Origin of the sequence: [Mycobacterium] manitobense, assembly GCF_025821665.1 — a bacterium.
Taxonomy (GTDB): Bacteria; Actinomycetota; Actinomycetes; order Mycobacteriales; family Mycobacteriaceae; genus Mycobacterium; species Mycobacterium arseniciresistens.
Genome location: NZ_JACKSJ010000163.1, coordinates 22,592 through 47,278, shown reverse-complemented (window position 1 = coordinate 47,278; position 24,687 = coordinate 22,592). Strand labels below are relative to the sequence as shown.

The window sequence follows — 24,687 nt, the reverse complement described above, 5'->3', positions numbered from 1 at the left end:
GGCGAATCCGAACTTGTTCATGGTCGTGCTTCTTTCTTGTCTCGAGGTTCGAGCCGTGGCGGAGAGGTCGCGGTTCGGACGCGGTGTCGGCCGGTTCTTGGTGGTTCTCGTTCCGGTCTGACCCGTTAAACCGGCAGGTCAGGGGTTTAATTCCGCTGGCAGAAATTGATCGACCGGTGGCAGGAAGTGTGCGCTTCGTGGCGCGCGGACCGGCGACGCCGCACACTGAAGCGCGATGGAATTGTCGGCACTGCGTCTTCGACAACGTGACGGCCTGACATGCGGTCCGGCCGTCGCCGTCGTCGCGGGCGCGCTGATGGATCCGGGCCACCGCGCCGCCCTGCTGAACCCCTCCGGGTACGCCGTCACCGCGTCCGGCCGCGACTGGTTCGCCGGCGAGCAGGGCCGCATCCACGCCGAGGTGAATCGCATCTGGCCGCGCCGGCTCGGGACGACTCCGCCGGGGATGGCCCGCGCGCTCACCGCGCAGGCCGCCGCCCACGGCGTCCGGTATCGCTGGCGACTGTGCCGCGGCCAGCGCGACGGCCTGGCCGACGTCCTGGCCGCCCTCGACCGGAAGCTCCCGGTGGCGATGTTGATCGGCAACTGGCTGCCCCGGCACTGGGTGCTGCTCACCGATCGCCACCGCGACGACGACCGCCGGCTCGACGGTCAGCTGCAGTGCTACGAGCCGTCGTCGGGCACCGTCGTATCGGTGCCCGTCACGGCGATCCGCGGCGCGCGCCTGACAGGCCTCGGCTTCCCGCGGCCGTACGCCGTGGTGGTCCCAACCCATCGGTGACTTCGACGGTCGTTCGAACGTATGATCGAACGGTGGGTGAGCTGAAGTCGATCGGCTACAACGGGCAGCCGACCCAGCACGCCTTCCGGGCGGTGGAACCGCCGGTCACGGTCCTCGTCGACCTCGCGGCGGTGTTCCCGCGAGAGCCGCACCGGGTCGGCGGCTACCAACCCGCCGGCCTGCAGATGCACTCGGTCGTCGAAGGCCGGCTGACCTGCTGGGGGATGTGCGAGCAGGGCTACTGGTGGGGTCTTGTCACCTACGACGTCGCCTACGGCCCGCGACGCAGGCCCGTCACCCACTGGATCCCGGCCTGGACGCTGAAGCGCAAGCCCGACGCCCGGTGACTCACGCGGCGTGCGCCGCCCTGGCGACGCGGCGCTGCGCCTCGGCGGGCGAGATCCGCAGATGCCGTGACAGCACCTCCGCCCAGGTGGCGCCACCCATCCGCATCGGATTGCCGATGGTGATCAACCGGCCGAGCAGCCGTTGCTGTAATTCGTCGGCCAGGGCGATCGACCGGTCGAGCCGGCGTAACACCTCCTCCAGTTCTCGTGGGGTCATGTCGGAAAGGGGTAGCGCCGCCAGCGACCGGTCGGCGGCATCGAGCCTGTCCAACAGCGTGGTCAATGCGTCATTCGAACTCATGTTCGACACGCTAGCCGCCGCCACCGACAAGTCGTCGCTACTGTCGGTCGCATGGCTCCGAAGATCGCCACCGCCGACCCCGTCGACCTGCCCGGCCTGCTCGAATTCGTCCGGCCGCGGCACCGCATGGTGCTCACGACGTTCCGCGCCGACGGCGGACTGCAGAGCTCGCCGGTCACCGGCGGCGTCGACGACGACGGCCGCCTGGTGATCGCCAGCTACCCGCAGCGGGCGAAGTCGCGCAACATCGGACGTACCCCGCGCGCCAGCGTCACCGTGTTGTCCGACGACTTCAACGGTCCCTACGTCCAGGTCGACGGCGATGCCGAGGTGATCCTGCTGCCCGACGCGGTCGAACCACTGGTGGAGTACTTCCGGGCGGTGGCGGGCGAGCACTCCGACTGGACGGAGTATCGCCAGGCGATGGTCGCGCAGGGTAAGTGCCTGATCAGGGTCACGCCGGTGCGGTGGGGACCCGTTGCCACAGGCGGTTTCCCGCCGGCGTAGATCCTCGCGGGGCCGTCCGCGCGTGTGCGCCGCATCACGATCGAACCTGCCGAATACCCGCCCCCGGATATTGACGAGGGCTATATTCGGCCTGTGATCAGCGGGAATTCGCTGATGGGGCGGGAGAATGAGCTGGCGCTCATTCGCCGTGCCCTGGGCGGGGGAGGCGGCTACGCCGGCGTGGTGATCGTCGGCGCCGCGGGCGTGGGAAAGACCAGGCTGGCGCGGGAAGTGTTGGCGCGCAGCGCAACTGCGAACGACCGGGTGACCTGGGTGGTCGGCACCGAGTCGGCGCGGCCGCTGCCGCTCGGCGCGTTCAGCGCGACGATCAGCCCGGCCATGTCGGAGGCCCTGACCAGTGTGCGCCGCCTCATCAATTCATTTGTGCCGCAACATCGCCACGGCCGGGTACTGGTCGGCGTCGACGACGCCCACCTGCTCGACGGCCTGTCCGCGCACGTCGTGCACCAGCTTGCGCAGTCGGCCGGGGTGCGGTTGGTGGTGACGATGCGCGCCGGTGCGGAGGAGCCGGACGCGGTGACCGCGCTGTGGAAGGACGGGCTGCTGGCGCGGCTCGACCTCGAGCCACTGTCGGCGGAGGCGACCAGCACCCTGATCGAGAAGACCCTGGAGGGGCCGGTGGACAGCCGCACGGCGCGGCGGTTCTGGAAGCTCACCGGCGGGAACGCGCTGTATCTGCTGCAGCTGCTCAAGGATCAGGTGGCGGCGGGCCGCATCCGCCAGGTGGCCGGGGTGTGGATGTGGGACGGCGACGTGGCCGTCTCCCAGGGCATCACCGACATGGTCGGCCGCCAGCTCGGCAGCCTCACCCCCGGACCGGCCCTCGTGGTCGACCTGCTCTCGCAGTGCGAGCCGCTGAGCGTCGACGTGCTGTGCGATCTGGCGCAGCGCAGCGACCTCGAGGCGGCCGAGCAGATGCGGCTGGTCAACGTCGAGCGGACGCCTGCGGGGCTGACCGCCCGGCTGGCCCACCCGCTCTACGGCGAACTGCGCCGGGCGGCCGCCGGCGAGATGTACCTGTCCAGCCTGCGCGGGAAGCTGGCCCGCAGGCTCGGCGAACAGCCCGACGGCGACATGCAGGCGACGGTCCGGCGCGCACTGCTCACCCTGGAGTCCGATCTGCCGCCCGACCCGCAGCTCTACCTCCAGGCGGCGCGACACGAGCTGGCACTCCTCGATCCCGACGCGGCCGACCGGTTCGCCACTGCCGCAGCCGAAGCCGGTGCGCCCGAGGCCGCTCCGCTGCGCGCGATGACGATGATCCTGCTCGGCTGCGGCGACCGGGCGGAGGAGGTGCTGTCGGATATCGGCACCGGCGACCGCGCCGACAGCCACCACTGGGCGACGCTGCGGGCCGCGAACCTGACGTGGCTGCTCGGCCGCCCCCGCGATGCGGTGACGATCCTGGAGGCGCTGGCGGCGGCGCCGGAGACCGATGTCGAACTGGCGGCGCGGCTGGCCATCGAGGCCGGGGTGGACGCGGTGCTGGGCCGGTGCGTCGCGGCGGAGGAGAAGGCGCACGCGGCGCTGGACACCGGCTCGCTGACCGATCTGCACGCGATGCTGGCGTCCATCGCGCTGATGATGGCGCTCGGCGCACTGGGCCGGGCCGAGGAGATCGACGAACTCGCCACCCGCGCCATCGAGCGGGCGGTCACCTCGTTCGAGTCGTCGCAGATGCGGTTCTGGTTCGGCGGGGTCCACGGCCGGGCCTGCCGTCTCAACGGCCGTATCGACGAATGTGTGCGCTGGGCTGACGAACTCGCCGAGTCCGCACGCGACGTGCCGGGACTGGCCCATGCCAACCTGGCCTCGCTGCGGGCGCACGCGATGCTGTCGCGGGGGGCGATGCGCGACGCGGCGAAGCTGTTGCACGAGGCGCTGGCGGGGGCCGAGCAGCACGGCGTCACGAGTGGGCTGCGGGCCGCCAGCTGCTTCGGGCTCGCCGAGGCGCACGCGAAGCTCGGCGAAGCCGACGCCGCGCGGCATGCGCTCGAGGAGGCACGCCGGTGCGTGCCGGACGACTACGTCTACATGCAGACCAACCTGTCGCTGGCCACCGGCTGGACGCTGGCGGCGGGCGGCGAGCTCACCGAGGCCGTCAAGGTGGCCCACGCCGCCGCCGGGGACGCCCGTGACCGCGGCCAGCCCACCCACGAGCTGGCGTGCGTGCAGGCGATCGTGCTGTGGGGCGACACGTCGATGACGAAGCGCGCCCGCGAGCTCGCCGACTCGCTGCGGTTGCCGCTGGCCGACGTGGTGGCCCGGCACGCGGAGGCGCTCGAGGCCGACGACGGAGCCGGCCTGCTCGACGCGTCGATGGACTACCAGGCCGGCGGCGACCGAGCTGCCGCCGCCGACTGCGCCGCCCAGGCGGCGGTCGCGTACACCCGCAGCGGGCAGAGCAGGCGCGGCAAGTACGCCGCGACGCTCGCGGCGCAGATCGCCGACGACTGCGGCGGCCTGTGCACACCGGCGCTGCGGAACCCGGCGGGCCAGCCACTGACCCCGCGCCAGCGCGAGATCGTCGAGCTGGTGTGCGCGGACCTGTCCAACCGGGAGATCGCCGACCGGCTGGTGATGTCGGTGCGCAGCGTCGAGGGCCACATCTACCGGGCCTGCCAGCGGGTGGGCGCCAGCTCACGCGAGGAGCTGGCCCGCATCCTCCGCCGGGGCCCGCTCAGCGGCTGGTAGACGGGCTGGGCAGGACACCGGCCAGCGGGCTGTGATAGTCAAGCCCTGTGCGGCCGCGTTGCGTCCACTAGCACGTCAAACTATAGTCTGGACACATGTCCAGAGGGTGCGGAGTCTGCGCGTGACACGATTCGACGAGCTCAGCGCGGCGTCGCCAGTCGTCTTCGGAATCATCTGAGTATGCGGATCGCGTTGCTGTCCTACCGCAGCAAGACCCACTGCGGCGGGCAGGGTGTCTATGTCCGCCACCTCAGCCGTGGCCTGGTCGAACTCGGTCACGACGTCGAGGTGTTCTCCGGTCAGCCGTACCCCGAGGGGCTCGATCCGCGGGTGCGCCTGACGAAGGTGCCCAGCCTCGACCTGTATCGCGAACCCGACCCGTTCCGGGTGCCGAGGCCCAGCGAGATCCGTGACCGCATCGACCTGCTCGAGTTGCTGGCGACGTGGACGGCGGCCTTCCCGGAGCCACGCACGTTCACCATGCGGGTGGCCCGGTTGCTGGCCGCACGGCGCGACGAGTTCGACGTCGTGCACGACAACCAGAGCCTGGGCACCGGCCTGCTCGACATCGCCGCGTCGGGGCTGCCGGTCGTCGCCACCGTGCACCACCCGATCACCCGCGACAAGGTGGTCGACGTCGCGGCTGCCCGCTGGTGGCGCAAGCCGCTGGTGCGTAGGTGGTACGGCTTCGCCGAGATGCAGAAGCAGGTGGCCCGCCAGATCCCCGAACTGCTCACCGTCTCCTCGTCGTCGGCCACCGACATCGCCGACGACTTCGGCGTCGCTCCCGGCCAGCTGCACGTGGTGCCGCTGGGGGTGGACACCGAACTCTTCACCCCCGCGCCGGACCGGGTCAGCGGCCGGATCATCGCGATCGCCAGTGCCGACGTGCCGCTCAAGGGCATCAGCCACCTGCTGCACGCGGTGGCGCGGCTGCGGGTCGAGCGCAACCTCGACGTGCAGCTGGTCAGCAAGCTCGAGCCCAACGGGCCCACCGAGAAGCTGATCGCCGAGCTCGGCATCTCCGACATCGTCACCACCTCGAGCGGGCTGTCCGACTCCGAGCTGGCCGAACTGCTGGCGTCGGCGGAAGTGGCCTGCATCCCTTCGCTGTACGAGGGTTTCTCGCTGCCCGCCGTCGAGGCGATGGCCAGCGGGACACCGATCGTGGCCAGCCGGGCCGGTGCGCTGCCCGAGGTGGTCGGACCCGACGGTGAGTGTGCCCGGCTCGTGAAGCCCGCCGACGTCGACGAGCTGACCGCGGTGCTGGGTGAGCTGCTCGACTCGCCGCTGGAGCGGCACCGCCTGGGTGCGGCAGGCCGGCGTCGCGCACTCGAAGTGTTCAGCTGGGAATCCGTTGCCGCGCAGACTGTTTCGGTGTACAAGCGGGCGATATGCTGACCGTCGACTTCGGCCGGCTCGGGGTCGGGCCCGGCACGTCGGTGATCGACGTGGGCTGCGGAGCGGGCAGGCATTCCTTCGAGGCTTACCGGCGCGGCGCCGACGTCGTCGCCTTCGACCAGAACACCGAAGACCTCAACGCGGTCGACGAGATCCTGCAGGCGATGAAGGAGCAGGGTGAGGCGCCTGAGGGCGCCCGCGCCGAGGCCGTCAAGGGTGACGCCCTCGATCTGCCCTACGCCGACGGCACGTTCGACGTCGTCATCGCCTCGGAGATCCTGGAGCACGTGCCCGCCGACGACCGGGCCATCGCCGAACTGGTGCGGGTGCTCAAACCGGGTGGCTCGCTGGCGATCACGGTGCCGCGGTGGCTGCCGGAGCGGATCTGCTGGATGCTGTCGGACGAGTACCACGCCAACGAGGGCGGCCACGTCCGGATCTACCGGGCCGACGCGCTGCGCAACAAGGTGCTGACGCACGGCCTGCGGTACACCTTCAGTCATCACGCGCATGCGCTGCACTCACCGTTCTGGTGGCTGAAATGCGCTGTGGGAACATCGAAGAACGACCATCCCGCGGTGGCGGCCTACCACAAGCTGCTGGTCTGGGACATGGTCGACCAGCCGTGGATCACCCGGCGCGCCGAGGAATTGCTCAACCCGTTGGTCGGCAAGAGCGTCGCTCTGTATTTCGAAAAACCGGCGGCTTTCCAGGAGCCGGCGACCCCCGACGACGTCGAGGTGACCCGTGCGCGCGACTGAACTCCCCGGGGTGGCCGGCGTCTTCACGCCGGACCAGTGCCTGCAGACCGCGCGTTCGATCGCCGCGACGCAGGAGAGTTCCGGCGCGATCCCGTGGTTCGACGGCGGGCACACCGACCCCTGGGATCACGTCGAGTCGGCGATGGCGCTGACCGTCGCGGGGCTGATCGAACCCGCCCGTGCCGCCTTCGAGTGGTGCCGCGACCGGCAGCGGCCCGACGGCTCATGGCCGATCCAGTTCCGCAACGGCGTGATCGAGGACGCCAACAGCGACAGCAACTTCTGCGCCTACGTCGCTACCGGGGTGTGGCACCACCTGTTGATCACCCGCGACCGGCGATTCGCCGAGCGGATGTGGCCGGTGGTCTCCAGGGCCGTCGACTTCGTGCTCGACCTGCAGCGGCCGAACGGCGAGATCGCCTGGGCGCGAAGCGAAGCGGGACCGCTCGACGAGGCCCTACTGACCGGGTGCGCCAGTATCCACCACAGTCTGCGGTGCGCACTGGCGCTGGCCGACTACTTCGACGACCCGCAGCCGGAGTGGGAGGTCGCGGTCGGCCGGCTGGGTCACGCGATCGTCGCGCACCCGGGGTCGTTCGTCCCCAAGGACCGCCACTCGATGGAGTGGTACTACCCGGTGATGTGCGGCGCGCTGCGCGGGCCTGCGGCCGTGGAACGCATCAACGACCGCTGGGACGACTTCGTGGTGCCCGGTCTCGGCATCCGCTGCGTCGACGACCGGCCGTGGGTCACCGGAGCCGAGACCTGCGAACTGGTGATGGCGCTGGACGCCATCGGCGACGCCCGGCGCGCACACCAGCAGTTCGCGGCCATGCACCATCTGCGGGAACGCGACGGCTCGTACTGGACGGGCCTGGTGTTCGCCGACGGCAAGCGCTGGCCGGAAGAGCGCACCACGTGGACCGGTGGCGCGGTGATCCTGGCCGCGGATGCGCTGTCGCGCACCACGTCCGGCTCCGGGATCTTCCGGGCCGCCGATCTGCCGCGCGGCCTCGAGGACGAGTTCGACTGCGCCTGCGCCGACACCCGGCGCTGACCGCGCCTTCGGTTACAGCGAGCCCGGCCGGCCGCGGGTCCTCTCCAGCACCCGCATCGAACCCATCGCCGACACCTCGTGGAAGTCGCCGGTGTCGAGGGCGCGGCGGTAGATGTGGAACGGCGCCTGGCCGCCGTCGCGGGGATCGGGGAACACGTCGTGGATGATCAGCCCGCCGCCAGCCTCGACCCAGCGGGCCCAGCCGTCGAAGTCGCGCTGCGCGGCCTCCTCGGTGTGACCACCGTCGATGAACAACAGCCGCAACGGTGTTCGCCATCCGGTGGCCACCACGGTGGACTTGCCGACGATGGCGACCACGTGGTCGTCCAACCCGGCGGCGTCGAGCGTGTGGCGCAGTGTGGGCAGCGTGTCGAACAGCCCGGTCACCGGGTCGACCATGCCGCTGTCGTGGTACTCCCAGCCTGCCTGGTGCTCCTCGGAGCCGTGGTGGTGGTCGATGGTGTAGACGACCGCGCCGGCTTCCTGGGCGGCGGCGCCGAGCATCACCGTCGACTTGCCGCAGTACGTGCCGATCTCGACGCCCACTCCGCCGGGCAGGTACCGCACCGCCGCGTCGTAGAGCACGCGGCCCTCGTCGGCCGGCATGAAGCCGGTGACGTTCTCGGCGAGGGCGAACAGCTGCGCGGCCCGCGGCGGCAGGGCGGTCCCGGTGACGGATTCGGTGGCACTCATGATCTCAACTTAGCCGTCGGCCGGGCGCGGCCCGCCGCGGAGTGGGCGGCTCGGCCGTTGCTGGCCCCCCGGCGTTGTAGTAGCGTCCGGACATGTGTCCGATCCGGCTTTGGAGTCGACTCGGCGCCGATTGACCGCCAAACAGGCCGACACCGTCGACCGGCTCGGCCGCGCCGCGGTGGACATCCTCGGCCGTGACGGATTCGCGGGCCTGACCGTACGACGGGTGGCCGCAGAGGCCGGGGTCGGAGCGGCCACCGCGTACACCTACTTCTCCTCCAAGGAACATCTTGTCGCCGAGGTGTTCTGGCGGCGCCTGGCCGCGTCCCCGCCCGCCGACCACGGTTCGCCGGAACCCGCCGCGCGCGTCATCGAGGTGCTGCAGCACATCGCCCTCCTGGTGGCCGACGAACCGGAGTTCGCGGGGGCGGTGACCAACGCGCTGCTCGGCCGCGACCCCGACGTCGAGGTGCTGCGCCAGCGCATCGGGCGCGACGTCCGCGACCGCCTGGTCACCGCGCTGGGACCGGACACCGACTACGACGTCATCGAGTCACTCGAGCTGCTCTACGTGGGCGCCCTGGTGTGGGCGGGGATGGGTTATTCGTCCTACACCGACATGACCGAGCGGCTCACGAAGTCGGCGCGGCTGATCCTGGGCTAACGGGCCTGCGGGCCGAGGAGCGCCGTCGACGCCGCGATCGCCGGTTCGACGATGCCTCGGACGTCGCGGCCGTCCTCCACGAGCACCGCCGTCAACTCGCGCAGGCCGCCCAGCAGGATGACCGCCAGCGGTCGGGGCACCACCGGCAGGCCTGCGCGCTGGAAGCCCGGGCTGCTGCTGAGGTCGACGAGCATGTCGGTCAGGTGCTCCATGGCCAGCCGGTGCAGCGGTGCCGCCACCACGCCGAGCCCGGGCAGTTCGCGGATCCAGCTCAGCGTGACCGCGGGCCGCGACTCGATGTGGGCGACGTATGCGTCCACGGCCTGCCGGATCTGCTCCTGCCAGGGCGCCTCGGGGTCGACCGCGGCCCGGATGTGATTGACCAGCGCCTCGTTGTTGGCGCGCAGGAGCTCGATGAAGCAGTCCTCTTTGGTGCCGAACAAGCCGTAGAACGTGCGCTTGGAGGTGCGCGCGTGCCGCACGATGTCCGACACCGTGGTGTCGCGGTAGCCGCGTTCGGCGATCGACGCGGCCAGGCCGTCGAGCAGCCGGCCGCGGAATGAGACGGTCGCCGCGGCGCTGGCTCCGTCGTCGATTGAGGTGGTCATGTCCCTCCCACCGCTCTTGCGCGTGTTGGTACCAAGCGGTACCGTACTCCACACATCCACGGTACATCGCAGTACCAACCGGGGTCTGGAGTCTTGTATGAGCGAAGCGGCCATCACCGAACACCCCGTCTCCGCGTCAGCCGGGCCACATCTGCCGCCCGCGGCGCGCGTGCCCAAGCTGCTGCAGGGCCTGGTGTACGTCCTCGCCAGACGCCAGATGATCGACCGCCTGACGCGGCGGCACGGCGCCGCGTTCGTCGCCAACATCCCGATGTTCGGCAAGACGGTGATCCTCACCGATCCGGCGCTGGCCAAACAGGTCTTCACCACCAGTCCCGAAGAGCTCGGCAACGTACAGCCGAACCTCAGCCGGGTCTTCGGACCCGGATCGGTGTTCGCCCTCGACGGCGACGACCACCGCAGGCGACGCAAGCTGCTCACCCCGCCGTTCCACGGCAAGGCGATGAAGAACTACGAGAAGATCGTCGAGGAGGAGACCCGCCGCGAGATGGCGTCGTGGCCCGACGGCCAACCGTTCGAGACGCTGGAACCGATGATGCGGATCACGCTCAACATCATCCTGCGCGCCATCTTCGGCGCCGACGGCGCAGAACTCGACCGCCTCCGCGAGGTCATCCCGCCGTGGGTGACGCTGGGCTCGCGCCTGGTCGTGTTCCCCGAACCGGCCCGCGACCTCGGCCCGCTGAGCCCGTGGCGACGCCTGCACGACTACCGGCGCACCTACGAGTCGGTGATCGACACCCTCATCGCCCAGGCGCGGGCCGACGAGCACTTCGACGAGCGCACCGACGTGCTCTCGCTGTTCTTGCGCAGCGCGTACGAAGACGGTTCGACGATGACACCGAGTGAGATCGGCGACGAGCTGCTGACGCTGCTCGCCGCCGGGCACGAGACCACCGCGTCGACGCTGGCCTGGGCGTTCGAGCGGGTCAGCCGCCATCCCGCGGTGCTCGCCGAACTCGTGGCCGAGGCGCAGACCGACGGCAACGAGTACCGCCAGGCCACGATCCTCGAGGTGCAGCGGGCACGCACCGTCATCGACTTCTGCGGGCGGCACGTCTGGGCGCCGATGGTGCAGATCGGGCAGTGGCGGATCCCGCGCGGCTACTCGGTGCTGGTGAGCATCAACCAGCTGCACGCCAACACCGGGGAGTTCCCGGACCCACAGCGCTTCGACCCGACGCGGTTCGTCGGCAAGCGGCCCAACATGTTCGCGTGGGCGCCGTTCGGTGGCGGCACCCGCCGGTGCGTCGGCGCCGCCTTCGCCAACATGGAGATGGACGTCGTGCTGCGAACGGTGCTACGGCACTTCGACGTCGAGACCACGGCGGCGCGCGACGAGAAGGTGCACTCCCGCGGGGTGGCGTTCACCCCCAAGGATGGCGGCCGGGTGGTCATGCGCCGCCGGCCGACACCCCTGGGGTCCTGACTACGTCGTCGCGTCGGCCCGCTTGGGCAGCTTCCAGTCCGGCCGCGGGAAATGGCAGGTGTAACCCCACGGCAGCCGCTCCAGGTAGTCCTGATGCTCGGGTTCGGCCTCCCAGAAATCACTGGCCGGCGTCACCTCGGTGACCACCTTGCCGGGCCACAGCCCCGAGGCGTCCACGTCGGCGATGGTGTCGAGTGCGACGCGCTTCTGCTCGTCGTCGACGTAGAAGATCGCCGACCGGTAGCTGGTGCCGACGTCGTTGCCCTGCCGGTTCTTCGTCGTCGGGTCGTGGATCTGGAAGAAGAACTCCAGTATCGCCCGGTAGTCGGTCTTCGCCGGGTCGTAGACGATCTCGATCGCCTCGGCGTGGCCGGGATGGTTGCGATAGGTCGCGTTGGCGTTCTGCCCGCCGGTGTAGCCGACGCGGGTCGACACCACCCCGGGCTGCTTGCGGATCAGATCCTGCATGCCCCAGAAGCAGCCGCCGGCCAGGATCGCCTTCTCGGTGGTGCTCATGCCTGTGCCTCCTTGGAAGAGAAGAGCTGTCGGTACTCGCCATATCCCTCGGCCTCGAGGTCGTCGAGATGGACGAACCTCAGCGAAGCCGAGTTGATGCAGTAGCGCAACCCGCCGGCCTCCCGCGGCCCGTCGTTGAACACGTGCCCGAGGTGGCTGTCGCCGTGCGCCGACCGGACCTCGGTGCGGAGCATCAGGTGGCTGAAGTCCCGCTTCTCTCGCACATTTGACGCGCCGTTCGCGGCGTCCAGCGGCCTGGTGAAGCTGGGCCACCCGCTGCCGCTCTCGAACTTGTCCGTCGAGGCGAACAACGGCTCACCGGAGACCACGTCGACGTAGATGCCCGGTTCGTGGTTGTCCCAGTACTCACCGGTGAACGGCCGCTCCGTGCCGTTGCGCTGAGTCACCTGGTACTGCTCCGGCGACAACGCGTCGACCGCCGCCGGGTTCTTCTGATAAGTCCTGCTCATCTGTCCCTTTCTACTCTTCGGGGCACGAGCTACAACCTCGAGATTGGTTCAGTTAGTCCCGGCGTGTACCGGCTCGGCGACGGTTCTCGACAACACGGGTAGAACGTGTTCTAGTTTGGTGGTGACGGGCAGCACCTTCAGCCGCGACGAACTCGTCGCCGCCTTCGCCGACTTCGAGAAGACCGTCGACACCGCCGCGCAGACCCGCAACTGGGATCCGTGGGTCGACCAGTACAGCGAGGACATCGTCTACGTCGAACACGCCGCGGGCACCATGCGCGGCCGCGAGCAGGTGCGCGACTGGATCTGGAAGACGATGGAGGCCTTTCCCGGCAGCTACATGACGTCGTTCCCGTCGCTGTGGACGGTCTACGACGAGGCCACCGCCCGGGTGATCTGCGAGCTCGACAACCCGATGCGCGACCCCGGCGACGGCAGCGTCATCAGCGCCACCAACATCTCGATCGTCACCTACGCAGGCGACGGGAAGTGGCGCCGCCAGGAAGACATCTACAACCCGCTGCGGTTCGTGTCGGCCGCCACGAAATGGTGCAAAAAGGCGCGGGCGCTGGGCACCCTGCCCGACGAGGCCGCGGTGTGGCTGAAGACGTACGGCGGCGCCCGGTGACCCGCGCGCTCGTCATCGGCGCCAACGGCTACCTCGGCTCGCACGTGACGCGCCAACTGGTCGCGGCGGGCCGGGACGTCCGCGTGATGGTGCGCGACGGCGCCAAGACCGTCGGCATCGACGATCTGCAGGTCGAGCGGTTCGTCGGCGACATCTGGAGCGACGACGTCCTGCGCGAGGCGATGACGGGCTGCCAGGACGTCTACTACTGCGTCGTCGACACCAGGGGCTGGCTGCGCGACCCGGCGCCGCTGTTCCGCACCAACGTCGAGGGCACCCGCAACGTGCTGGAGATCGCCGCGCAGGTGCACGACGCCCATCCGCTGCGGCGCTTCGTGTTCACCAGCAGCTACGTGACCGTCGGCCGCAAGCGGGGACGCGTGGCCACCGAGGACGACGTCATCGGCGAGGCGCAGCGCAAACGCCTGACGCCCTACGTCCGATCCCGCGTGCAGGCCGAGGAACTCGTGCTGGACTACGCGCGCCGCCGGGGCCTGCCCGCCGTGGCGATGTGCGTGTCGACGACCTACGGCGCCGGCGACTGGGGCCGCACCCCGCACGGCGCGATCATCGCAGGCGCCGCGTTCGGGAAGCTGCCGTTCGTGATGGGCGGAATCGAACTGGAGGCCGTCGGCGTCGAGGACGCCGCCCGCGCGATGATCCTGGCCGCGGAGAAGGGCCGTCCCGGCGAGCGGTACCTGATCTCCGAGAAGATGATCAGCAACGCCGAGGTGGTGCGTATCGCGGCGGAGGCGGCAGGCACACCGCCGCCGACGAAGTCGGTACCGCTGGCGCTGTCGTATGCGATGGCCGCGATGGGCAGCACGAAGGCCCGGCTGCGCGGCACCGACGAGCGGCTGTCGATGGGGTCGCTGCGGCTGATGCGGGCCGAGGCGCACGTCGACCACGGCAAGGCGGTGCGCGAGCTCGGCTGGCAGCCCCGGCCGGTGGAAGAGTCGATCCGCGAGGCCGCGCGGTTCTGGATGGAGCTGCGAAAAGCCAAGCGCAAGGCCGGATCCGCGGGCTGAACGACGCGCCCGCCGGTGTTCAGCGGGCTGTCTGCGCGGTGGCCCGCGCGCTACCGTCGGTGTCATGACCGACAAGACGAGCGTCGACCTGACCGGTGCGCCGGAGACCATGCTGGCGACGCTGTACGCCAAGGCGCTCGACGCGGGGGCGTCGGACTCCGTGCTGCACGACCACCACGCCGCGGAGATCGTCGCGCAGATCGACTACGACTGGGCGAACACCGGGATCAAGCCGGGCAATGCGCCGAGTGTCGCGCTGCGCTCCAAGCACTTCGACACCTGGGCGGGGCAGTTCCTCGCGGTGCATCCCGATGCGGTGGTGGTCCATCTCGGCTGCGGGCTGGACAGCCGCTTCTTCCGCCTGTCGCCCGGACCCGGCGTCGAGTGGTACGACGTCGACTATCCCGATGTGATCGCGCTGCGGGAGCGGTTCTATCCACAGCCGGAGCACCATCACCTGGTGGCGGCGTCGGTCACCGATCCGGCGTGGCTCGCCTCGATCACATCGGACCGGCCGACGCTGATCCTCGGCGAGGGGCTGACCATGTACCTGACCGAAGCGGACGGGGTGGCGCTGCTGCGCCGGCTGGTGGCCCGATTCCCTTCAGGCGAACTGCAATTCGACGCGTTCAACCGGCTCGGCATCCGGTCGCAGTGGACCAACACCGTCGTGCGCCGCTCGGGGTCGACACTGCACTGGGCGATCAACACGCCCGCCGACATCCTCGACGCCGTCCCCGGCACCCGCCTGCTCGCGTGGGTGCCGGTGTTCGAGTCCGACGCGTTCTCGAATCTGGGTGGCGGCTACCGGGTGATGGCGGCGGTGATGAACCGGGTGCCGGGGGTCCGCACCATGGCGCAGTTCCACCGCTACGCGTTCTGAGTGCGCGGCCCGAGTACCGGTTGCCTGCGGCCGCCGGGGTTGAAGTCGGCCGACCACGGCCAGCGCCCTCGCCGGTCGGACCACACCAGCTGCAGTGCCCGCACGTCGCGGCCGTACAGGTTGATCGCCATGCCGAGGTGGGCGTCGGGTTGGGCCACTTCGACCACCTCGAGCTGGACCCCGTCGGGCAGTTCGATCTCGTCGCCGGGCGCCGGGGGTTCCTCGCAGACGCAGTAGTCGGCGACGGCGTTGAGCACCTGCAGTGCCCGGGGCGGGTCCACACCGGTGACGAGCAGTTCCGGTAGCCCGCACTCGTGCAGACCCACGGTGTAGGAGAACGGATTACGTTCGCTCTCCACGAACTGAACCGCCCAGCCGTGCTCGACGACCTTGTCGTACAGCACGTCGAGGTAGTCGTCGAGCGAGGCCTCGGGGTGATCGCACTGCCAGCACATCGGCGGCGTCCTTTCGTCAGTGGTACCTGACCTCAGCGTGCACCCGGGGTCTGACAGGATCGGGCGGTGGCGACGGATCGCGGGCAGGTGCGCAACGGCGAGGTCTCGCACTGGTTCGCCGAACCGCCCGCACCCCGCCCGCGGTTGCCCGGTGACCGCGACGCCGACGTCTGCATCGTCGGCGCGGGATACACCGGGCTGTGGACCGCCTACTACCTCAAACGCGCCGACCCGTCGCTGCGGATCGCGGTGCTCGAGTCGCGCTTCGCCGGCTACGGCGCATCCGGCCGCAACGGCGGCTGGCTGTCCGGCCTCGTTCCCGGTGACCGCGCCGGGCTGGCCCGGCAGTACGGCGCGCAGCGGGTGGTGGCGTGGCAGCGGGCGCTCAACGATGCGGTCGACGAGGTGATCGCGGTCGCCGCCCGGGAGGGCATCGACGCCGGCATCGTCAAGGGCGGCACCCTGGAGATCGCCCGCAACCCGGCGCAGGCCGCCCGGCTGGCGGCGGCGTTCGACGAGGAGCTGCGCTGGGGCAACGACGGCGTGACGCGGCTGACCGGAGACCAAGCGGCGCAACGCATCCGGTTCGACGGCATGCTCTCGGCCTACCACACGCCGCACTGCGCACGGATCCAGCCCGCGCGCCTGGCCCGCGGACTCGCCGACGTCGTCGAACGCCTCGGCGTGGACGTCTACGAGCAGAGCGCGGTCACCGGCATCGCGGCAGGCCGGGCGGAGACTGCGCACGGCACCGTCCGGGCGGGCACGGTGCTGCGCGCCACCGAGGGGTTCACCGCTCGGATGCCGGGGCTGCGGCGGCGGTGGCTGCCGATGAACAGTTCGATGATCGCCACCGAGCCGATTCCCGAGCGGATCTGGGACGAGATCGGTTGGGAGGGCCGTGAGACGGCGGGGGACACCGCGCACGGCTTCTTCTACGCCCAGCGCACGGTCGACGACCGCATCGCCATCGGCGGGCGCAGCGTGCCCTACCGCTACGCCTCACGCACCGACGTCGACGGCCGGGTGCCGTCGCGCACCATCACGCGCCTGACCGAGGTGCTGCACGCGATCCTGCCGCAGGTGCGCGACGTCCCGGTCGCGCACGGCTGGTGCGGGGTGCTCGCCGTGCCGCGGGACTGGTCGGCCGGTGTGGGCCTCGACCGGTCGACCGGACTGGGCTGGGCCGGCGGATACGTCGGGCACGGTGTCACCGCCGCCAACCTCGCCGGGCGCACGCTCACCGACCTGGTGCTCCGCCACGACACCGACCGCACCGCGCTGCCCTGGGTGGGCCACCGCGCGCGTGACTGGGAGCCCGAGCCGTTGCGCTGGCTCGGCGTGCGGGGTCTGTACACCGCCTACCAGCTCGCCGACCGGCACGAGGCGCGCGGCCGGGCCGCCACGTCTCCGCTCGCGGTGCTCGCCGACCGGATCGCCGGCCGCCCGCACTGACGCGCGCCGGTTCCGAGGGCTGCTTAGCCATCGTGGTGTGCCGCCTGATTGCGTCAGCCGGTTGTGAAGGCCGCGGCTACACGTCGGTGCACGTCAGCTGCCTGAACTTCCTTCCGATGACAAGCGGCGTTGAATCGCGTGCGTGATTGCCGAGAACTCCCGGTGATCTACCAATAGCTTGTGGGAATCAGCGTCGGCGAATGACCGTGGAGAAAAGAGAAATCATGAAGAGGATTGCCATCGTTCTGGCGGCCGTCTGCATCGGCGGCCTGGCCTCGGCTCCGTCGGCTTCCGCGGAGCAGGCACCTCTCACGGAGGGACCGCACACGTTCGTCTTCTCCGACGGCGCGACGAGCGCGGTGACCGTCGCCTACGACTGCGGTCCGGACTGCTTCTCGATGGGCGACGCGTCGTCGCGCGAACAATTCCGCTTCGACGGCGCCCGCTGGGTCACCGCCAGCGGCATCTCGACCGCCGACGGGCGCAACTACCTCAACAAGAACGGGCAGCCCGCCACGGTGACGTAGCGCGAGCCGTGTCTACTGGGCGCCCGCTTCGGCCTTGGCCTTGAGTCGCTGCAGGGTGACCTTGATGTGCTCGGAATTCGCGGTGTCGCGGTCGCTCACGCCCGTCGCGAGAACCGCGACCTTCTTGAACCAGCCGGCGCGGCGGTCCCATGTCCGCTCGGTCACCCGGCAGCCGGCGCCCGCGGCCTCGATGTCGTAGCGCCAGTGCGCCACCGGCAGCATCGCGCTGCGCACGTCGAAGGCGAACACCCGGTCGGTGTCGGCGTCGGTCACCGTGCAGGTGGTGGTCCAGCGCTTCGAGCCGTTCTCGTTGCGCCCCTTGAACACCGCTCCGGGCCGCGCCCCGTCGCCCTTCTGCCACTGCATCGCGGTGGCCTCCTCGGCCAGGTCAGCCAGCGTCGGCAGGTCGGTGATCAGGCGGTACACGGTCGCGGGATCGGCGGCGATGTCCACGGTGGCCTCGGCGGAGGCCGCACCCAAGTCGGTCATCCGGCGATGGTAGCCGCCGGGCCGAACTCGGCGGACCGCTGCGGAAGAATCCCCGGCCGCACACGGTTGGCAGGAGGACAGTGGATGACGCACGCGTGAGGAGACCTCCGATGACAGAACGTCCCGTCCTGCACCCCACCGCAGAGCACCCGATCACCGTCACGCCGACCGGAGCGCGGGTGACCGTGCGGGTCAACGGCGAACTGGTCGCCGACACCACCGACGCAGTGACCCTGCAGGAGTCGACCTATCCCGCGGTGCAGTACATCCCGCTGTCCGACGTGGTCGCCGAGCGGCTGCAGCACAGCAACACCGGCACGTACTGCCCGTACAAGGGTGAGGCCGCCTACTACTCCGTCGCCGCGGGCGACGACGTGGTCGAGGACGCGATCTGGACCTACCCGAAGCCGTACCCCGCGGTGGCCGCGATCGCAGGCCGGGTCGCGTTCTACCCGGACAAGGCCGAGATCACCGTCGGTTAGCGGCTGCGCACCAGGTAGCGGCGCTCGGCGTAGGCCAGGTCGTCGCGCCACAACCGGGTCGCGGCGTATCGCATGACCGGGGCGATCAGCGGCGCCGCGTACACGCCGTAGCCGAAGTTGGGCCGGTCCGAGTGCGCGACGACGGCCTCGATCACCGCGGTGCGTGGCCGGCCGTCGGGTCCGGGCCCGACGGGCGTCGCATGGGTCTCGACGACGCTGCTCGCGCCCTCGCCGTCGACGATGCGCATAACGATGGTCCGTGGGCCCGGCGCGGTGAACTCGGCGATCACCGGGACGCCGAGGCGGCCGATCCGGAAGGTGACCGCCACCAGGAAGCGGTCCGCCTGTTCGGTGACCTCACCATCGACGGGTGGCGCGCTGAGGACGTCGAGCCGGGTGAACGAGTACGGGTGGAACCACGCACCGTGCCAGGGGTCGAGCCGGTTGGCGATGATGTCGGCCGGTTCGCACACCCCCTCGAGCCGGGTGACGGCGTGCAGGTAGGGCGCCGGTGGCCGCGCCGGGATCAGCGGCGCGTCGGTGGGCGTCTCGCCGCCGACGGCGTCCAGGCGGACCCAGGCCAGCACCCCGTCGTCGTGGGCCGGGTAGGGCTTCCAGCCGAATTCGCGGCGGTCACCGCCCAGCCGCAGCCCGTGCCAGGGGCACACCAGCGCACCGCAGTCCACGGTGCCGGTGGCGAGCTCGGCGCCCAGGTGCGGGCAGCTGCCCGGTCCCACGCGCAGTTCACCGGCGGCGCCGCGCCATGCCACGATCTCCACGCCACCCACCGTCGTGCCCAGCGGCTTGTCGCGGATGTCGTCGCTGGCGGCGAACGTGAACCAGTTGCCGGTCGGCCGGGCCTGCGCCCGAGCCAGCGCGCGGTCGATGACGGCGGGCTGCGCCTCCCGGTATGTGGGCTCCTGGCGGGCCCACGGGATCTTCGGCAGCACCTCGAACGGGACGACCTTGTCCCACTTGGCTTTCAGCTCGGCGAGCCGGCTCACGACGCGTCCCGCTCTGCCCGGGCGATCAGCCGGCTCAACGTGGGGGACCGGCCTTCGGTCGGGACCGTCACCAGCGCATGCCCGGCGATGCCGAAGCCTCCCAGCAGTTGGTTGGCGGCGGACCACCCGGTGGTGGCGGCCCGCTCCATCAACGCGACCGGAAGGTCGATGCGGATGCCGTCGCCGGCCAGTGCGAGCCCGTCGGTCGGGGTCGCCACGCCGGGCCTGCGGTCGAAGTCGCCGGGGGCGAACCGCGGGCAGTCCTGACGGCGCAGCACCAATTCGCCGACGACACGGGCATCCCTGGTCTCCGGGTACAGCTCGTGCAGCCGGGCCAGCAGCCGGCCCGGCAGCTCGTCGGTGACGCTCCCCGTCGCTTCGCTCGCCCCAGCGGGTCCGACGGCGGCGTAGGAGTGCAGTTCGACCACCGACCCACCGGTGCGGCCGGCCCATTCGGCGGCCTGTCGTTCGTAGCGTTCCAGCACACTGACATTGTCCAACGGCGGACGCCCGCCCGTGCCGAGAAAGGCGGGCCGGTCGGGGTGCACCGGCCGGTCGAGCCACAGCCGTTGCACCACGAACGGCGGTGCGGTGCCCAGCGCGTCGACGCGGGCCCGCCAGTCGGCGTCGCCGAGCGAGGGCGACCGTCCGACGATGTCGCGCAGAGCTGTCACGTCGGTGGCCAGCACCACGCCGTCCGCGTCCAGCGTCGTGCCCGAATCGCAGTGCACCCGAAATCCTTGCTGCCCATCGGTTTCAGCGACTTCGCGCACCGAGACCCCGGTGTGGAAGCGCACGCCGAGGCCCTCCAGCCGCTCGCGCATCGGCTGCCACAGCGCCTCGTCGAAGTTCGCGTTCGCCACGTCGAACACCAGGCCCTCACTGGAGCCGAGGAAGTAGATGTGGAACATGGTGGCCAGCTCGGCCGCCGACAGCTCCTCGGGCAGCGCGAAGAAACTGCGGGAGAACACCTCGAACGCCAGGTGCCGGGCGGCCTCCGGGAAGTTGATGTCCCGCAGGAACTTGTCGGCGTCGACGTGATCCAGGCGGTCGTAGATGTCGGGCACCGACACCGTCGCCAGCGGGCCGGCCGCCCGGCCGTCGACGCGGACCAGGTCGCGCAGCCGGAACGTCGGGCTGCGCAGCGCGAACACCAGCGCGTTCCACGGCGGGCTCTGCGGGAGTCCGCGGAACGTGTCCACCCGGCCCTGGGCGTCGATCAGCGGGTAGTCCTCGACCGGCACCAGCATCCGTAGCCCGGGATCGATGCGGCTCAACAGGTGCCGCAGGTTGTAGTACTGGCGGAAGAAGGCGTGGAAGCCGCGGTTCATGGTCACCGGCGTGCCGTCGGGCAGGTCGTCCTCCCAGCCGCCGACCCGGCCGCCCAGATAGGACTCGCGCTCGACGACCTCCACCTCGATGCCGCGTTCGGCCAGGCCGGTGGCCGCCGCGAGGCCCGCGATGCCCGCGCCCACCACCACGGCCCGCGGTCGCCGCGGCAGGGCGTCGGCGTTCAGTGCGCCCGGCGGGGCCGGGTGCAGGACGCGGCGGGGGTCGGTCACGGCGCCACCGCGGTGAAGGTGTGCACGATGTCGCGCTGCCAGCCGGGCATGGTGTCGCTGTCGACGTCATTGAAGCCGTTGCGGCGCAACCGATCCCGGAACGCTGCGGCGCCGTCGAACTCCATCACGCTGCGCCGCAGGTAGCGGTACAGCGACGCGTCGCCGGTGCGCAGCCGGCCCGCGGGGATGATCACGGTCCAGCACACCGCGTTCCACACGATGGTGGCCACCCGGGAGTCGCGCACCGAGTAGTCGTGCACCGCGAGAGGCGCCCCCGGTCGCAGCAGCGTGCGGAACGTCTGCAGCTGCGCGTCGGGGTCGGGCAGGTTGCGGATCAGGTACGCGGCGAAGATCCCGTCGAACGGGCCGTCCACCCCGGCCGCGGCGAGGTCCTCGATGCGGCTGTGCACGAAGCGCACCGACGCGGGCCAGGTCTTGGCGGTGGCTTCGGCGAGCATGCCCGCCGAACCGTCCACCGCAATGATCTCGGCCTCTGGCGCCACCGAGAGCAGCGCCGCCGTCGACAGCCCGGTGCCGCAGCCGGCGTCGAGCAGGCGCAGCCCGGCGCCGTTGCGCGGCAACCCCATTCGCTGCGCGGAGATCCGCAGGTGGTCCTCGTAGCCGGGATTCGCGCCGACCAGCCGGTCGTACGCGGCCGCCCCGGTGTCGAAGGATTCGGGAACGTGGTCGCGACTCAGTCCGGTCACATGGCCTCACTTTCCGCCGTCTCGCGGCGCAGACGCTGACGTTCCCACAGCAGCAGCACCGCGGTCACCATCGAGAATCCGAAGAGGAAGTCCTCCACCGGGATGTCCCACGGGAACCGGATGCCGCTGAAGTGGTCGTCGTGGTAGACGACGATCGGCGCCGACAGTTTGGTCAGCCAGCCGTCGACGGGGATCTGGAAGCCGAGCACGATCGCCATCGACATCCAGTAGGCGGGCCGCCGGAACAGCCCGGTGCGCAGGAAGAGCAACTCCCACGCGATCACCAGGAGTACCGAGACCACGGCGGGCAGGGTGTAACCGATGCCGATCACGCGGACTCCGATGACCGGTCGCGCAGCCGCCGCATCAGCTCCAGGCAGGAGGTGACGGCGTTGTAGGTGAGCAGTCCGCACAGCGGGATCACCAGGAAGAACAGCAGTTCCTCCAGCGGCAGGCTGCCGATGCGGATCCCGGTGACGTAATCGGGGTTGTAGGTCCAGACCTGCCCGCTGATGGCCAGCACGTCCCAGGTGACGAACACCGCCGCGACGGGCAGCAGCGCCGATGCGGTGCGGCCGATCTGGCGGTACACCCCGGAACCGAAGAACTCCAGCGGCAATGTGATCGCCAGGCAGGCGCCCAGCACCATCAGGTATTGCCAGTGATCCATGGCTACACCTTTACAGGGTGGGCCATCCGTGCACGCCAGGCCCGCACCAACCCGGCGCCGGCGACCTGCAGCCGCCGGCCGGTGCCGACCGTCGCGCGCTGGGTGAAGATGTCGAAGTCGATCTCCTCGATTCGGTCCAGGATCTCCGAGTACAGCACCTGCGCGGCGCTGACGCAGGGCCGCGAGCGCGGCGCGAGCAGCGCGATCCCGCCCTCGGCGTAGTCGTAGATCCGGCGGGCCGCCGCGTGCTGCTCGGCCAGGGCGCTACGCACCCGGGCATCGGTGCGCCCGTTGGCCCGGCACCACTGCAGCAGCTCGCGGTCCACCCCGTGGGCGGCGAGCTCGTCGGCGGGCAGGTACACCCGGCCGCGTTCCAGATCCTCGTTGACGTCGCGCAGGAAGTTGGTGAGCTGGAAGGCCTTGCCGAGCGCGGCGGCGTAGGGCGCGGCGTCCTCGCGGGGGCCGACCGTGCCGAGGATCGGCACCATCTGCAGGCCGATCACCTCCGCGGAGCCGTACATGTAGCGGTCAAGCGCCGCACGGTCCGGATAGTCGGTGACCGTGAGGTCCATCCGCATCGACGCCAGGAAGTCGTCGAACAGTTCCCACGCGATGCCGTAGCGGCGGGCGGTGTGCACCACGGCGTCGAGCGCCTTGTCGTCCGGGTCGGCGGGGCCGTGCCCGTTGGATTCGGCGGATCCGCCGGTGCCCTTGGTCATCCGGTTGAACAGCCGGGTGGCCAGCCGCTGCAGGTTGTCGGCGCGTTCGCTGATCGGGATGACGGGGTCGAAGTCGTCGAGGATGTCGTCGGCCTGGCGGGCGAAGCCGTACAGCGCGTGCACGGCCGGCCGCTGCTCGGGCGCCAGCAGCCGAGTGGCCAAGAAGAACGTCCGACCGTGCCGGGCGTTGATCAACCGGCAGCGGCGGTAGGCGTCGCGCAGTGCGGGGTCGTGGACGCCGGCGGCGTCGAGTTCCGAACCGATCATGGCAGCCCGCTCCTCGTTCTCGTCGGCGCCGGACGGGTGACGGCTCCGGTGACCCGGTCGGCGGCCAGCCGGCCGGACAGCACAGCGGTGGGGATGCCGACGCCGGGCACCGTCGAGGACCCGGCCAGCACCACGTTGTCGATTCCACGCACGGTGTTCGCCGGCCGGAACGGGCCGGTCTGCGCGAAGGTGTGCGCCAGCGAGAACGGCGTGCCCGCCACCATGCCGTCGCGCGCCCAGTCGTCGGGGTTCACCACGTGCAGCAGTCGCAGGTCGGTGCCGACGCCGGGCAGCCGCGCCTGCACCGTGGCCAGCATCTGCTCGGTGTACGCGGCGCCGGTGCGTGCCCAGTCCACCGTGCCGACAGCGGTGTTGGGCGCGGGCGCGAGCACGTAGAGCAGGTCGCGCCCGGCGGGAGCGAGGCTGGCGTCGCCGGCGCTGGGCCGGGTGACCAGCAGCGACGGGTCGCCCATCACGCGGCCGTCGTCGATGATGTCGCGGAAGGTCTGCTCCCAGGCGCCGCCGAACAGGATGTTGTGGTGGCCGACGCTCTCGTCCACGGTGCTGCAGCCGACGTGCGCGACCACGGCCGAGGGTGCCGGCCGGATCGGCAGCAGGCGGCGCGGGGTGCGGCCCAGCATCCGGTAGGTGGCGGGCAATTCGGTGGTCAGCACCACCGCGTCGGCGGCGAAGCGCCGGCCGTCGTCGGTGTGCACCGCGATCACCCGGCCGTCGCGCTGCTCCAGCTCCGACACCGTTGCGCCGTAGTGGAATTCGACACCCGCGTCGGCGGCCGCGGCGGCCATCGCCGACGGCACGGCCCGCATGCCGCCGCGTGGGAAGTAGACCCCGGCGACGGTGTCCATGTAGGCGATCACGGCGTAGGCCGCCAGCGCGCGGTCCGGCGGCACCCCGGCGTAGAGCGCCTGGAAGGTGAAGATCCGGCGCAGCCGCTCGTCGGTGATGAAGCGGCGGATCACCTTGTCCCAGCGCCGGAATCCGCCGATCGCGGCCAGCCGGGCCAGCTGCGGCGTCAGCAGCGACAGCGGCGAGTCGAAGTTCGACCCGATGAAGCCGTCGAACTCCACTTGGTACAGCCGGGTCAGCCACTCGCGCAGTTCGGTGTAGCCGCGCGCGGCCTCGCCGCCGGCGAACCGTTCGATCTCGGCGGTCATCGCCGCCGGATCGGTGTGCACGTCCAGCCCGCTGCCGTCGGCGAACAAGGCGTGGTAGGCCGGGTCCACCGGCAGCAACTCGACGCGGTCGGCCATCGAGTCACCCACCGCGGCGAAGGCCTCGTCGAGGATGTCGGGCATCGTCAGCACCGTCGGGCCGGTGTCGATGCGGTACCCGTCGATGTCCAGGCGGCCCATCCGGCCGCCGGGGGAGGTCTCGCGTTCCACGACGGTGACCGTGCGGCCCCGGCCGGCGAGCTGCAGGGCGGCCGACAGCCCCGACAGGCCGGCGCCGACCACGACCACGCGGTCGGTCTTGCCTTCGAGTGTGCGCATCAACCAGC

At 70.8% G+C, this 24,687-nt stretch carries 29 protein-coding genes; 15 read left to right on the top strand and 14 right to left on the bottom strand.

Translation table 11 applies throughout. From position 1 onward, the window contains the following. Positions 1-235 precede the first annotated feature (235 nt). Both H7I41_RS19990 and H7I41_RS19985 read left to right on the top strand, forming a co-directional pair. Positions 236-802, top strand: a complete 567-nt coding sequence (locus H7I41_RS19990; protein ID WP_264014356.1) for a hypothetical protein — start codon at positions 236-238, stop codon at positions 800-802. 32 nt (positions 803-834) lie between these two features. Next, entirely contained in the window at positions 835-1,149 is a 315-nt protein-coding gene (locus H7I41_RS19985; protein ID WP_264014355.1) for a hypothetical protein, read from the top strand. Position 1,150: 1 nt separating this feature from the next. Here H7I41_RS19985 and H7I41_RS19980 read toward each other — a convergent pair whose 3' ends face one another. Next, complete coding sequence (locus H7I41_RS19980; protein ID WP_264014354.1) at positions 1,151-1,450, bottom strand: hypothetical protein; 300 nt, start codon at positions 1,448-1,450, stop codon at positions 1,151-1,153. A gap of 51 nt (positions 1,451-1,501) precedes the next feature. Here H7I41_RS19980 and H7I41_RS19975 point away from each other — a divergent pair, with 51 nt between their 5' ends. From H7I41_RS19975 to mmpH, 5 genes are all read left to right on the top strand, one after another. Beyond that, complete coding sequence (locus H7I41_RS19975) at positions 1,502-1,957, top strand: PPOX class F420-dependent oxidoreductase (protein WP_264014353.1); 456 nt, start codon at positions 1,502-1,504, stop codon at positions 1,955-1,957. Positions 1,958-2,050: 93 nt separating this feature from the next. Beyond that, positions 2,051-4,672 carry a LuxR C-terminal-related transcriptional regulator gene (locus H7I41_RS19970; RefSeq protein WP_264014351.1) on the top strand — a complete coding sequence of 874 codons (2,622 nt, stop codon included), beginning with the start codon at positions 2,051-2,053 and terminating at the stop codon, positions 4,670-4,672. A gap of 180 nt (positions 4,673-4,852) precedes the next feature. Then, a complete protein-coding gene (manT, locus tag H7I41_RS19965) occupies positions 4,853-6,073 on the top strand; it encodes an MMP alpha-(1->4)-mannosyltransferase (protein WP_264014350.1) in 1,221 nt (406 codons plus the stop codon). Further along, positions 6,067-6,834 carry a class I SAM-dependent methyltransferase gene (locus tag H7I41_RS19960; RefSeq protein ID WP_264014349.1) on the top strand — a complete coding sequence of 256 codons (768 nt, stop codon included), beginning with the start codon at positions 6,067-6,069 and terminating at the stop codon, positions 6,832-6,834. The genes manT and H7I41_RS19960 overlap by 7 nt, the downstream gene beginning before the upstream one ends. Beyond that, complete coding sequence (gene mmpH, locus H7I41_RS19955; RefSeq protein WP_264014348.1) at positions 6,821-7,891, top strand: MMP endo-(1,4)-3-O-methyl-alpha-D-mannosidase; 1,071 nt, start codon at positions 6,821-6,823, stop codon at positions 7,889-7,891. The genes H7I41_RS19960 and mmpH overlap by 14 nt, the downstream gene beginning before the upstream one ends. A gap of 12 nt (positions 7,892-7,903) precedes the next feature. Here the strand turns inward: mmpH and H7I41_RS19950 are convergent, their stop codons facing one another. After that, a complete protein-coding gene (locus H7I41_RS19950; protein ID WP_264014347.1) occupies positions 7,904-8,584 on the bottom strand; it encodes a class I SAM-dependent methyltransferase in 681 nt (226 codons plus the stop codon). A gap of 94 nt (positions 8,585-8,678) precedes the next feature. Between H7I41_RS19950 and H7I41_RS19945 the strand changes: the two genes are divergently transcribed. Beyond that, positions 8,679-9,248 (top strand): TetR/AcrR family transcriptional regulator, encoded by a 570-nt coding sequence (locus H7I41_RS19945; RefSeq protein WP_264014346.1) that lies wholly within the window; start codon positions 8,679-8,681, stop codon positions 9,246-9,248. Here H7I41_RS19945 and H7I41_RS19940 read toward each other — a convergent pair. After that, positions 9,245-9,856: a TetR/AcrR family transcriptional regulator gene (locus H7I41_RS19940; protein WP_264014345.1), complete on the bottom strand. Its 612-nt coding sequence runs from the start codon at positions 9,854-9,856 to the stop codon at positions 9,245-9,247. The genes H7I41_RS19945 and H7I41_RS19940 overlap by 4 nt on opposite strands. 97 nt (positions 9,857-9,953) lie before the next feature. On the opposite strand from H7I41_RS19940, the gene H7I41_RS19935 reads away from it, so the two are divergent. Further along, entirely contained in the window at positions 9,954-11,306 is a 1,353-nt protein-coding gene (locus H7I41_RS19935) for a cytochrome P450 (protein WP_264014344.1), read from the top strand. On the opposite strand, the gene msrA is transcribed toward H7I41_RS19935, so the two are convergent. Continuing rightward, the gene (gene msrA / locus H7I41_RS19930) at positions 11,307-11,822 is read right to left on the bottom strand and encodes a peptide-methionine (S)-S-oxide reductase MsrA (protein ID WP_264014343.1); all 516 of its coding nucleotides are present in this window, start codon (positions 11,820-11,822) and stop codon (positions 11,307-11,309) included. Beyond that, positions 11,819-12,292: a peptide-methionine (R)-S-oxide reductase MsrB gene (gene msrB / locus H7I41_RS19925; RefSeq protein ID WP_264014342.1), complete on the bottom strand. Its 474-nt coding sequence runs from the start codon at positions 12,290-12,292 to the stop codon at positions 11,819-11,821. Before msrB ends, msrA begins: the two co-directional genes overlap by 4 nt. Positions 12,293-12,413: 121 nt before the next feature. Here msrB and H7I41_RS19920 point away from each other — a divergent pair, with 121 nt between their 5' ends. From H7I41_RS19920 to H7I41_RS19910, 3 genes are all read left to right on the top strand, one after another. Further along, a complete protein-coding gene (locus tag H7I41_RS19920) occupies positions 12,414-12,920 on the top strand; it encodes a nuclear transport factor 2 family protein (RefSeq protein ID WP_264014341.1) in 507 nt (168 codons plus the stop codon). After that, the gene (locus tag H7I41_RS19915; protein ID WP_264014359.1) at positions 12,917-13,948 is read left to right on the top strand and encodes an NAD-dependent epimerase/dehydratase family protein; all 1,032 of its coding nucleotides are present in this window, start codon (positions 12,917-12,919) and stop codon (positions 13,946-13,948) included. The genes H7I41_RS19920 and H7I41_RS19915 overlap by 4 nt, the downstream gene beginning before the upstream one ends. Before the next feature lie 64 nt (positions 13,949-14,012). Further along, entirely contained in the window at positions 14,013-14,831 is an 819-nt protein-coding gene (locus tag H7I41_RS19910) for a class I SAM-dependent methyltransferase (RefSeq protein ID WP_264014340.1), read from the top strand. Here H7I41_RS19910 and H7I41_RS19905 read toward each other — a convergent pair. Then, positions 14,819-15,286: a DUF4262 domain-containing protein gene (locus H7I41_RS19905; RefSeq protein WP_264014339.1), complete on the bottom strand. Its 468-nt coding sequence runs from the start codon at positions 15,284-15,286 to the stop codon at positions 14,819-14,821. The genes H7I41_RS19910 and H7I41_RS19905 overlap by 13 nt on opposite strands. A 66-nt stretch (positions 15,287-15,352) precedes the next feature. Between H7I41_RS19905 and H7I41_RS19900 the strand changes: the two genes are divergently transcribed. Continuing rightward, on the top strand, positions 15,353-16,741 hold the full coding sequence (locus tag H7I41_RS19900) for an NAD(P)/FAD-dependent oxidoreductase (RefSeq protein ID WP_264014338.1): 1,389 nt from the start codon (positions 15,353-15,355) through the stop codon (positions 16,739-16,741). A gap of 224 nt (positions 16,742-16,965) precedes the next feature. Continuing rightward, positions 16,966-17,268 carry a hypothetical protein gene (locus H7I41_RS19895; RefSeq protein WP_264014337.1) on the top strand — a complete coding sequence of 101 codons (303 nt, stop codon included), beginning with the start codon at positions 16,966-16,968 and terminating at the stop codon, positions 17,266-17,268. A 12-nt stretch (positions 17,269-17,280) separates the two neighbouring features. Here H7I41_RS19895 and H7I41_RS19890 read toward each other — a convergent pair whose 3' ends face one another. After that, positions 17,281-17,757 carry an SRPBCC family protein gene (locus H7I41_RS19890; protein WP_264014336.1) on the bottom strand — a complete coding sequence of 159 codons (477 nt, stop codon included), beginning with the start codon at positions 17,755-17,757 and terminating at the stop codon, positions 17,281-17,283. Between the two features lie 110 nt (positions 17,758-17,867). Here H7I41_RS19890 and H7I41_RS19885 point away from each other — a divergent pair, with 110 nt between their 5' ends. Beyond that, on the top strand, positions 17,868-18,239 hold the full coding sequence (locus H7I41_RS19885; protein ID WP_264014335.1) for a DUF427 domain-containing protein: 372 nt from the start codon (positions 17,868-17,870) through the stop codon (positions 18,237-18,239). On the opposite strand, the gene H7I41_RS19880 is transcribed toward H7I41_RS19885, so the two are convergent. The 7 genes from H7I41_RS19880 to crtI are packed head-to-tail and all read right to left on the bottom strand — an operon-like array spanning position 18,236 to position 24,679. Continuing rightward, on the bottom strand, positions 18,236-19,243 hold the full coding sequence (locus H7I41_RS19880) for a DUF5914 domain-containing protein (protein ID WP_264014334.1): 1,008 nt from the start codon (positions 19,241-19,243) through the stop codon (positions 18,236-18,238). The two genes, H7I41_RS19885 and H7I41_RS19880, sit on opposite strands and share 4 nt — an antisense overlap. Continuing rightward, complete coding sequence (locus H7I41_RS19875) at positions 19,240-20,805, bottom strand: FAD-dependent oxidoreductase (RefSeq protein WP_264014333.1); 1,566 nt, start codon at positions 20,803-20,805, stop codon at positions 19,240-19,242. Before H7I41_RS19875 ends, H7I41_RS19880 begins: the two co-directional genes overlap by 4 nt. Continuing rightward, complete coding sequence (locus H7I41_RS19870) at positions 20,802-21,512, bottom strand: class I SAM-dependent methyltransferase (RefSeq protein WP_264014332.1); 711 nt, start codon at positions 21,510-21,512, stop codon at positions 20,802-20,804. The genes H7I41_RS19875 and H7I41_RS19870 overlap by 4 nt, the downstream gene beginning before the upstream one ends. Further along, a complete protein-coding gene (locus H7I41_RS19865) occupies positions 21,509-21,844 on the bottom strand; it encodes a lycopene cyclase domain-containing protein (protein ID WP_264014331.1) in 336 nt (111 codons plus the stop codon). Before H7I41_RS19865 ends, H7I41_RS19870 begins: the two co-directional genes overlap by 4 nt. Next, positions 21,841-22,182, bottom strand: a complete 342-nt coding sequence (locus H7I41_RS19860; RefSeq protein WP_264014330.1) for a lycopene cyclase domain-containing protein — start codon at positions 22,180-22,182, stop codon at positions 21,841-21,843. The genes H7I41_RS19865 and H7I41_RS19860 overlap by 4 nt, the downstream gene beginning before the upstream one ends. Positions 22,183-22,184: 2 nt before the next feature. Beyond that, positions 22,185-23,168 (bottom strand): phytoene/squalene synthase family protein, encoded by a 984-nt coding sequence (locus H7I41_RS19855; protein WP_264014329.1) that lies wholly within the window; start codon positions 23,166-23,168, stop codon positions 22,185-22,187. Beyond that, complete coding sequence (gene crtI / locus H7I41_RS19850; RefSeq protein WP_264014328.1) at positions 23,165-24,679, bottom strand: phytoene desaturase family protein; 1,515 nt, start codon at positions 24,677-24,679, stop codon at positions 23,165-23,167. The genes H7I41_RS19855 and crtI overlap by 4 nt, the downstream gene beginning before the upstream one ends. Between the last annotated feature and the right edge of the window lie 8 nt (positions 24,680-24,687).

What these genes read in the sequence shown, in the direction of transcription:
- H7I41_RS19990 (WP_264014356.1), top strand. Translation starts at nt 236, where the DNA reads ATGGAATTGTCGGCACTGCGTCTTCGACAACGTGACGGCCTGACATGC.
- H7I41_RS19980 (WP_264014354.1), bottom strand. Translation starts at nt 1,450, where the DNA reads ATGAGTTCGAATGACGCATTGACCACGCTGTTGGACAGGCTCGATGCC.
- H7I41_RS19975 (WP_264014353.1), top strand. Translation starts at nt 1,502, where the DNA reads ATGGCTCCGAAGATCGCCACCGCCGACCCCGTCGACCTGCCCGGCCTG.
- manT (WP_264014350.1), top strand. Translation starts at nt 4,853, where the DNA reads ATGCGGATCGCGTTGCTGTCCTACCGCAGCAAGACCCACTGCGGCGGG.
- H7I41_RS19960 (WP_264014349.1), top strand. Translation starts at nt 6,067, where the DNA reads ATGCTGACCGTCGACTTCGGCCGGCTCGGGGTCGGGCCCGGCACGTCG.
- H7I41_RS19950 (WP_264014347.1), bottom strand. Translation starts at nt 8,584, where the DNA reads ATGAGTGCCACCGAATCCGTCACCGGGACCGCCCTGCCGCCGCGGGCC.
- H7I41_RS19940 (WP_264014345.1), bottom strand. Translation starts at nt 9,856, where the DNA reads ATGACCACCTCAATCGACGACGGAGCCAGCGCCGCGGCGACCGTCTCA.
- H7I41_RS19935 (WP_264014344.1), top strand. Translation starts at nt 9,954, where the DNA reads ATGAGCGAAGCGGCCATCACCGAACACCCCGTCTCCGCGTCAGCCGGG.
- msrA (WP_264014343.1), bottom strand. Translation starts at nt 11,822, where the DNA reads ATGAGCACCACCGAGAAGGCGATCCTGGCCGGCGGCTGCTTCTGGGGC.
- msrB (WP_264014342.1), bottom strand. Translation starts at nt 12,292, where the DNA reads ATGAGCAGGACTTATCAGAAGAACCCGGCGGCGGTCGACGCGTTGTCG.
- H7I41_RS19910 (WP_264014340.1), top strand. Translation starts at nt 14,013, where the DNA reads ATGACCGACAAGACGAGCGTCGACCTGACCGGTGCGCCGGAGACCATG.
- H7I41_RS19905 (WP_264014339.1), bottom strand. Translation starts at nt 15,286, where the DNA reads ATGTGCTGGCAGTGCGATCACCCCGAGGCCTCGCTCGACGACTACCTC.
- H7I41_RS19895 (WP_264014337.1), top strand. Translation starts at nt 16,966, where the DNA reads ATGAAGAGGATTGCCATCGTTCTGGCGGCCGTCTGCATCGGCGGCCTG.
- H7I41_RS19890 (WP_264014336.1), bottom strand. Translation starts at nt 17,757, where the DNA reads ATGACCGACTTGGGTGCGGCCTCCGCCGAGGCCACCGTGGACATCGCC.
- H7I41_RS19885 (WP_264014335.1), top strand. Translation starts at nt 17,868, where the DNA reads ATGACAGAACGTCCCGTCCTGCACCCCACCGCAGAGCACCCGATCACC.
- H7I41_RS19860 (WP_264014330.1), bottom strand. Translation starts at nt 22,182, where the DNA reads ATGGATCACTGGCAATACCTGATGGTGCTGGGCGCCTGCCTGGCGATC.
- H7I41_RS19855 (WP_264014329.1), bottom strand. Translation starts at nt 23,168, where the DNA reads ATGATCGGTTCGGAACTCGACGCCGCCGGCGTCCACGACCCCGCACTG.
- crtI (WP_264014328.1), bottom strand. Translation starts at nt 24,679, where the DNA reads ATGCGCACACTCGAAGGCAAGACCGACCGCGTGGTCGTGGTCGGCGCC.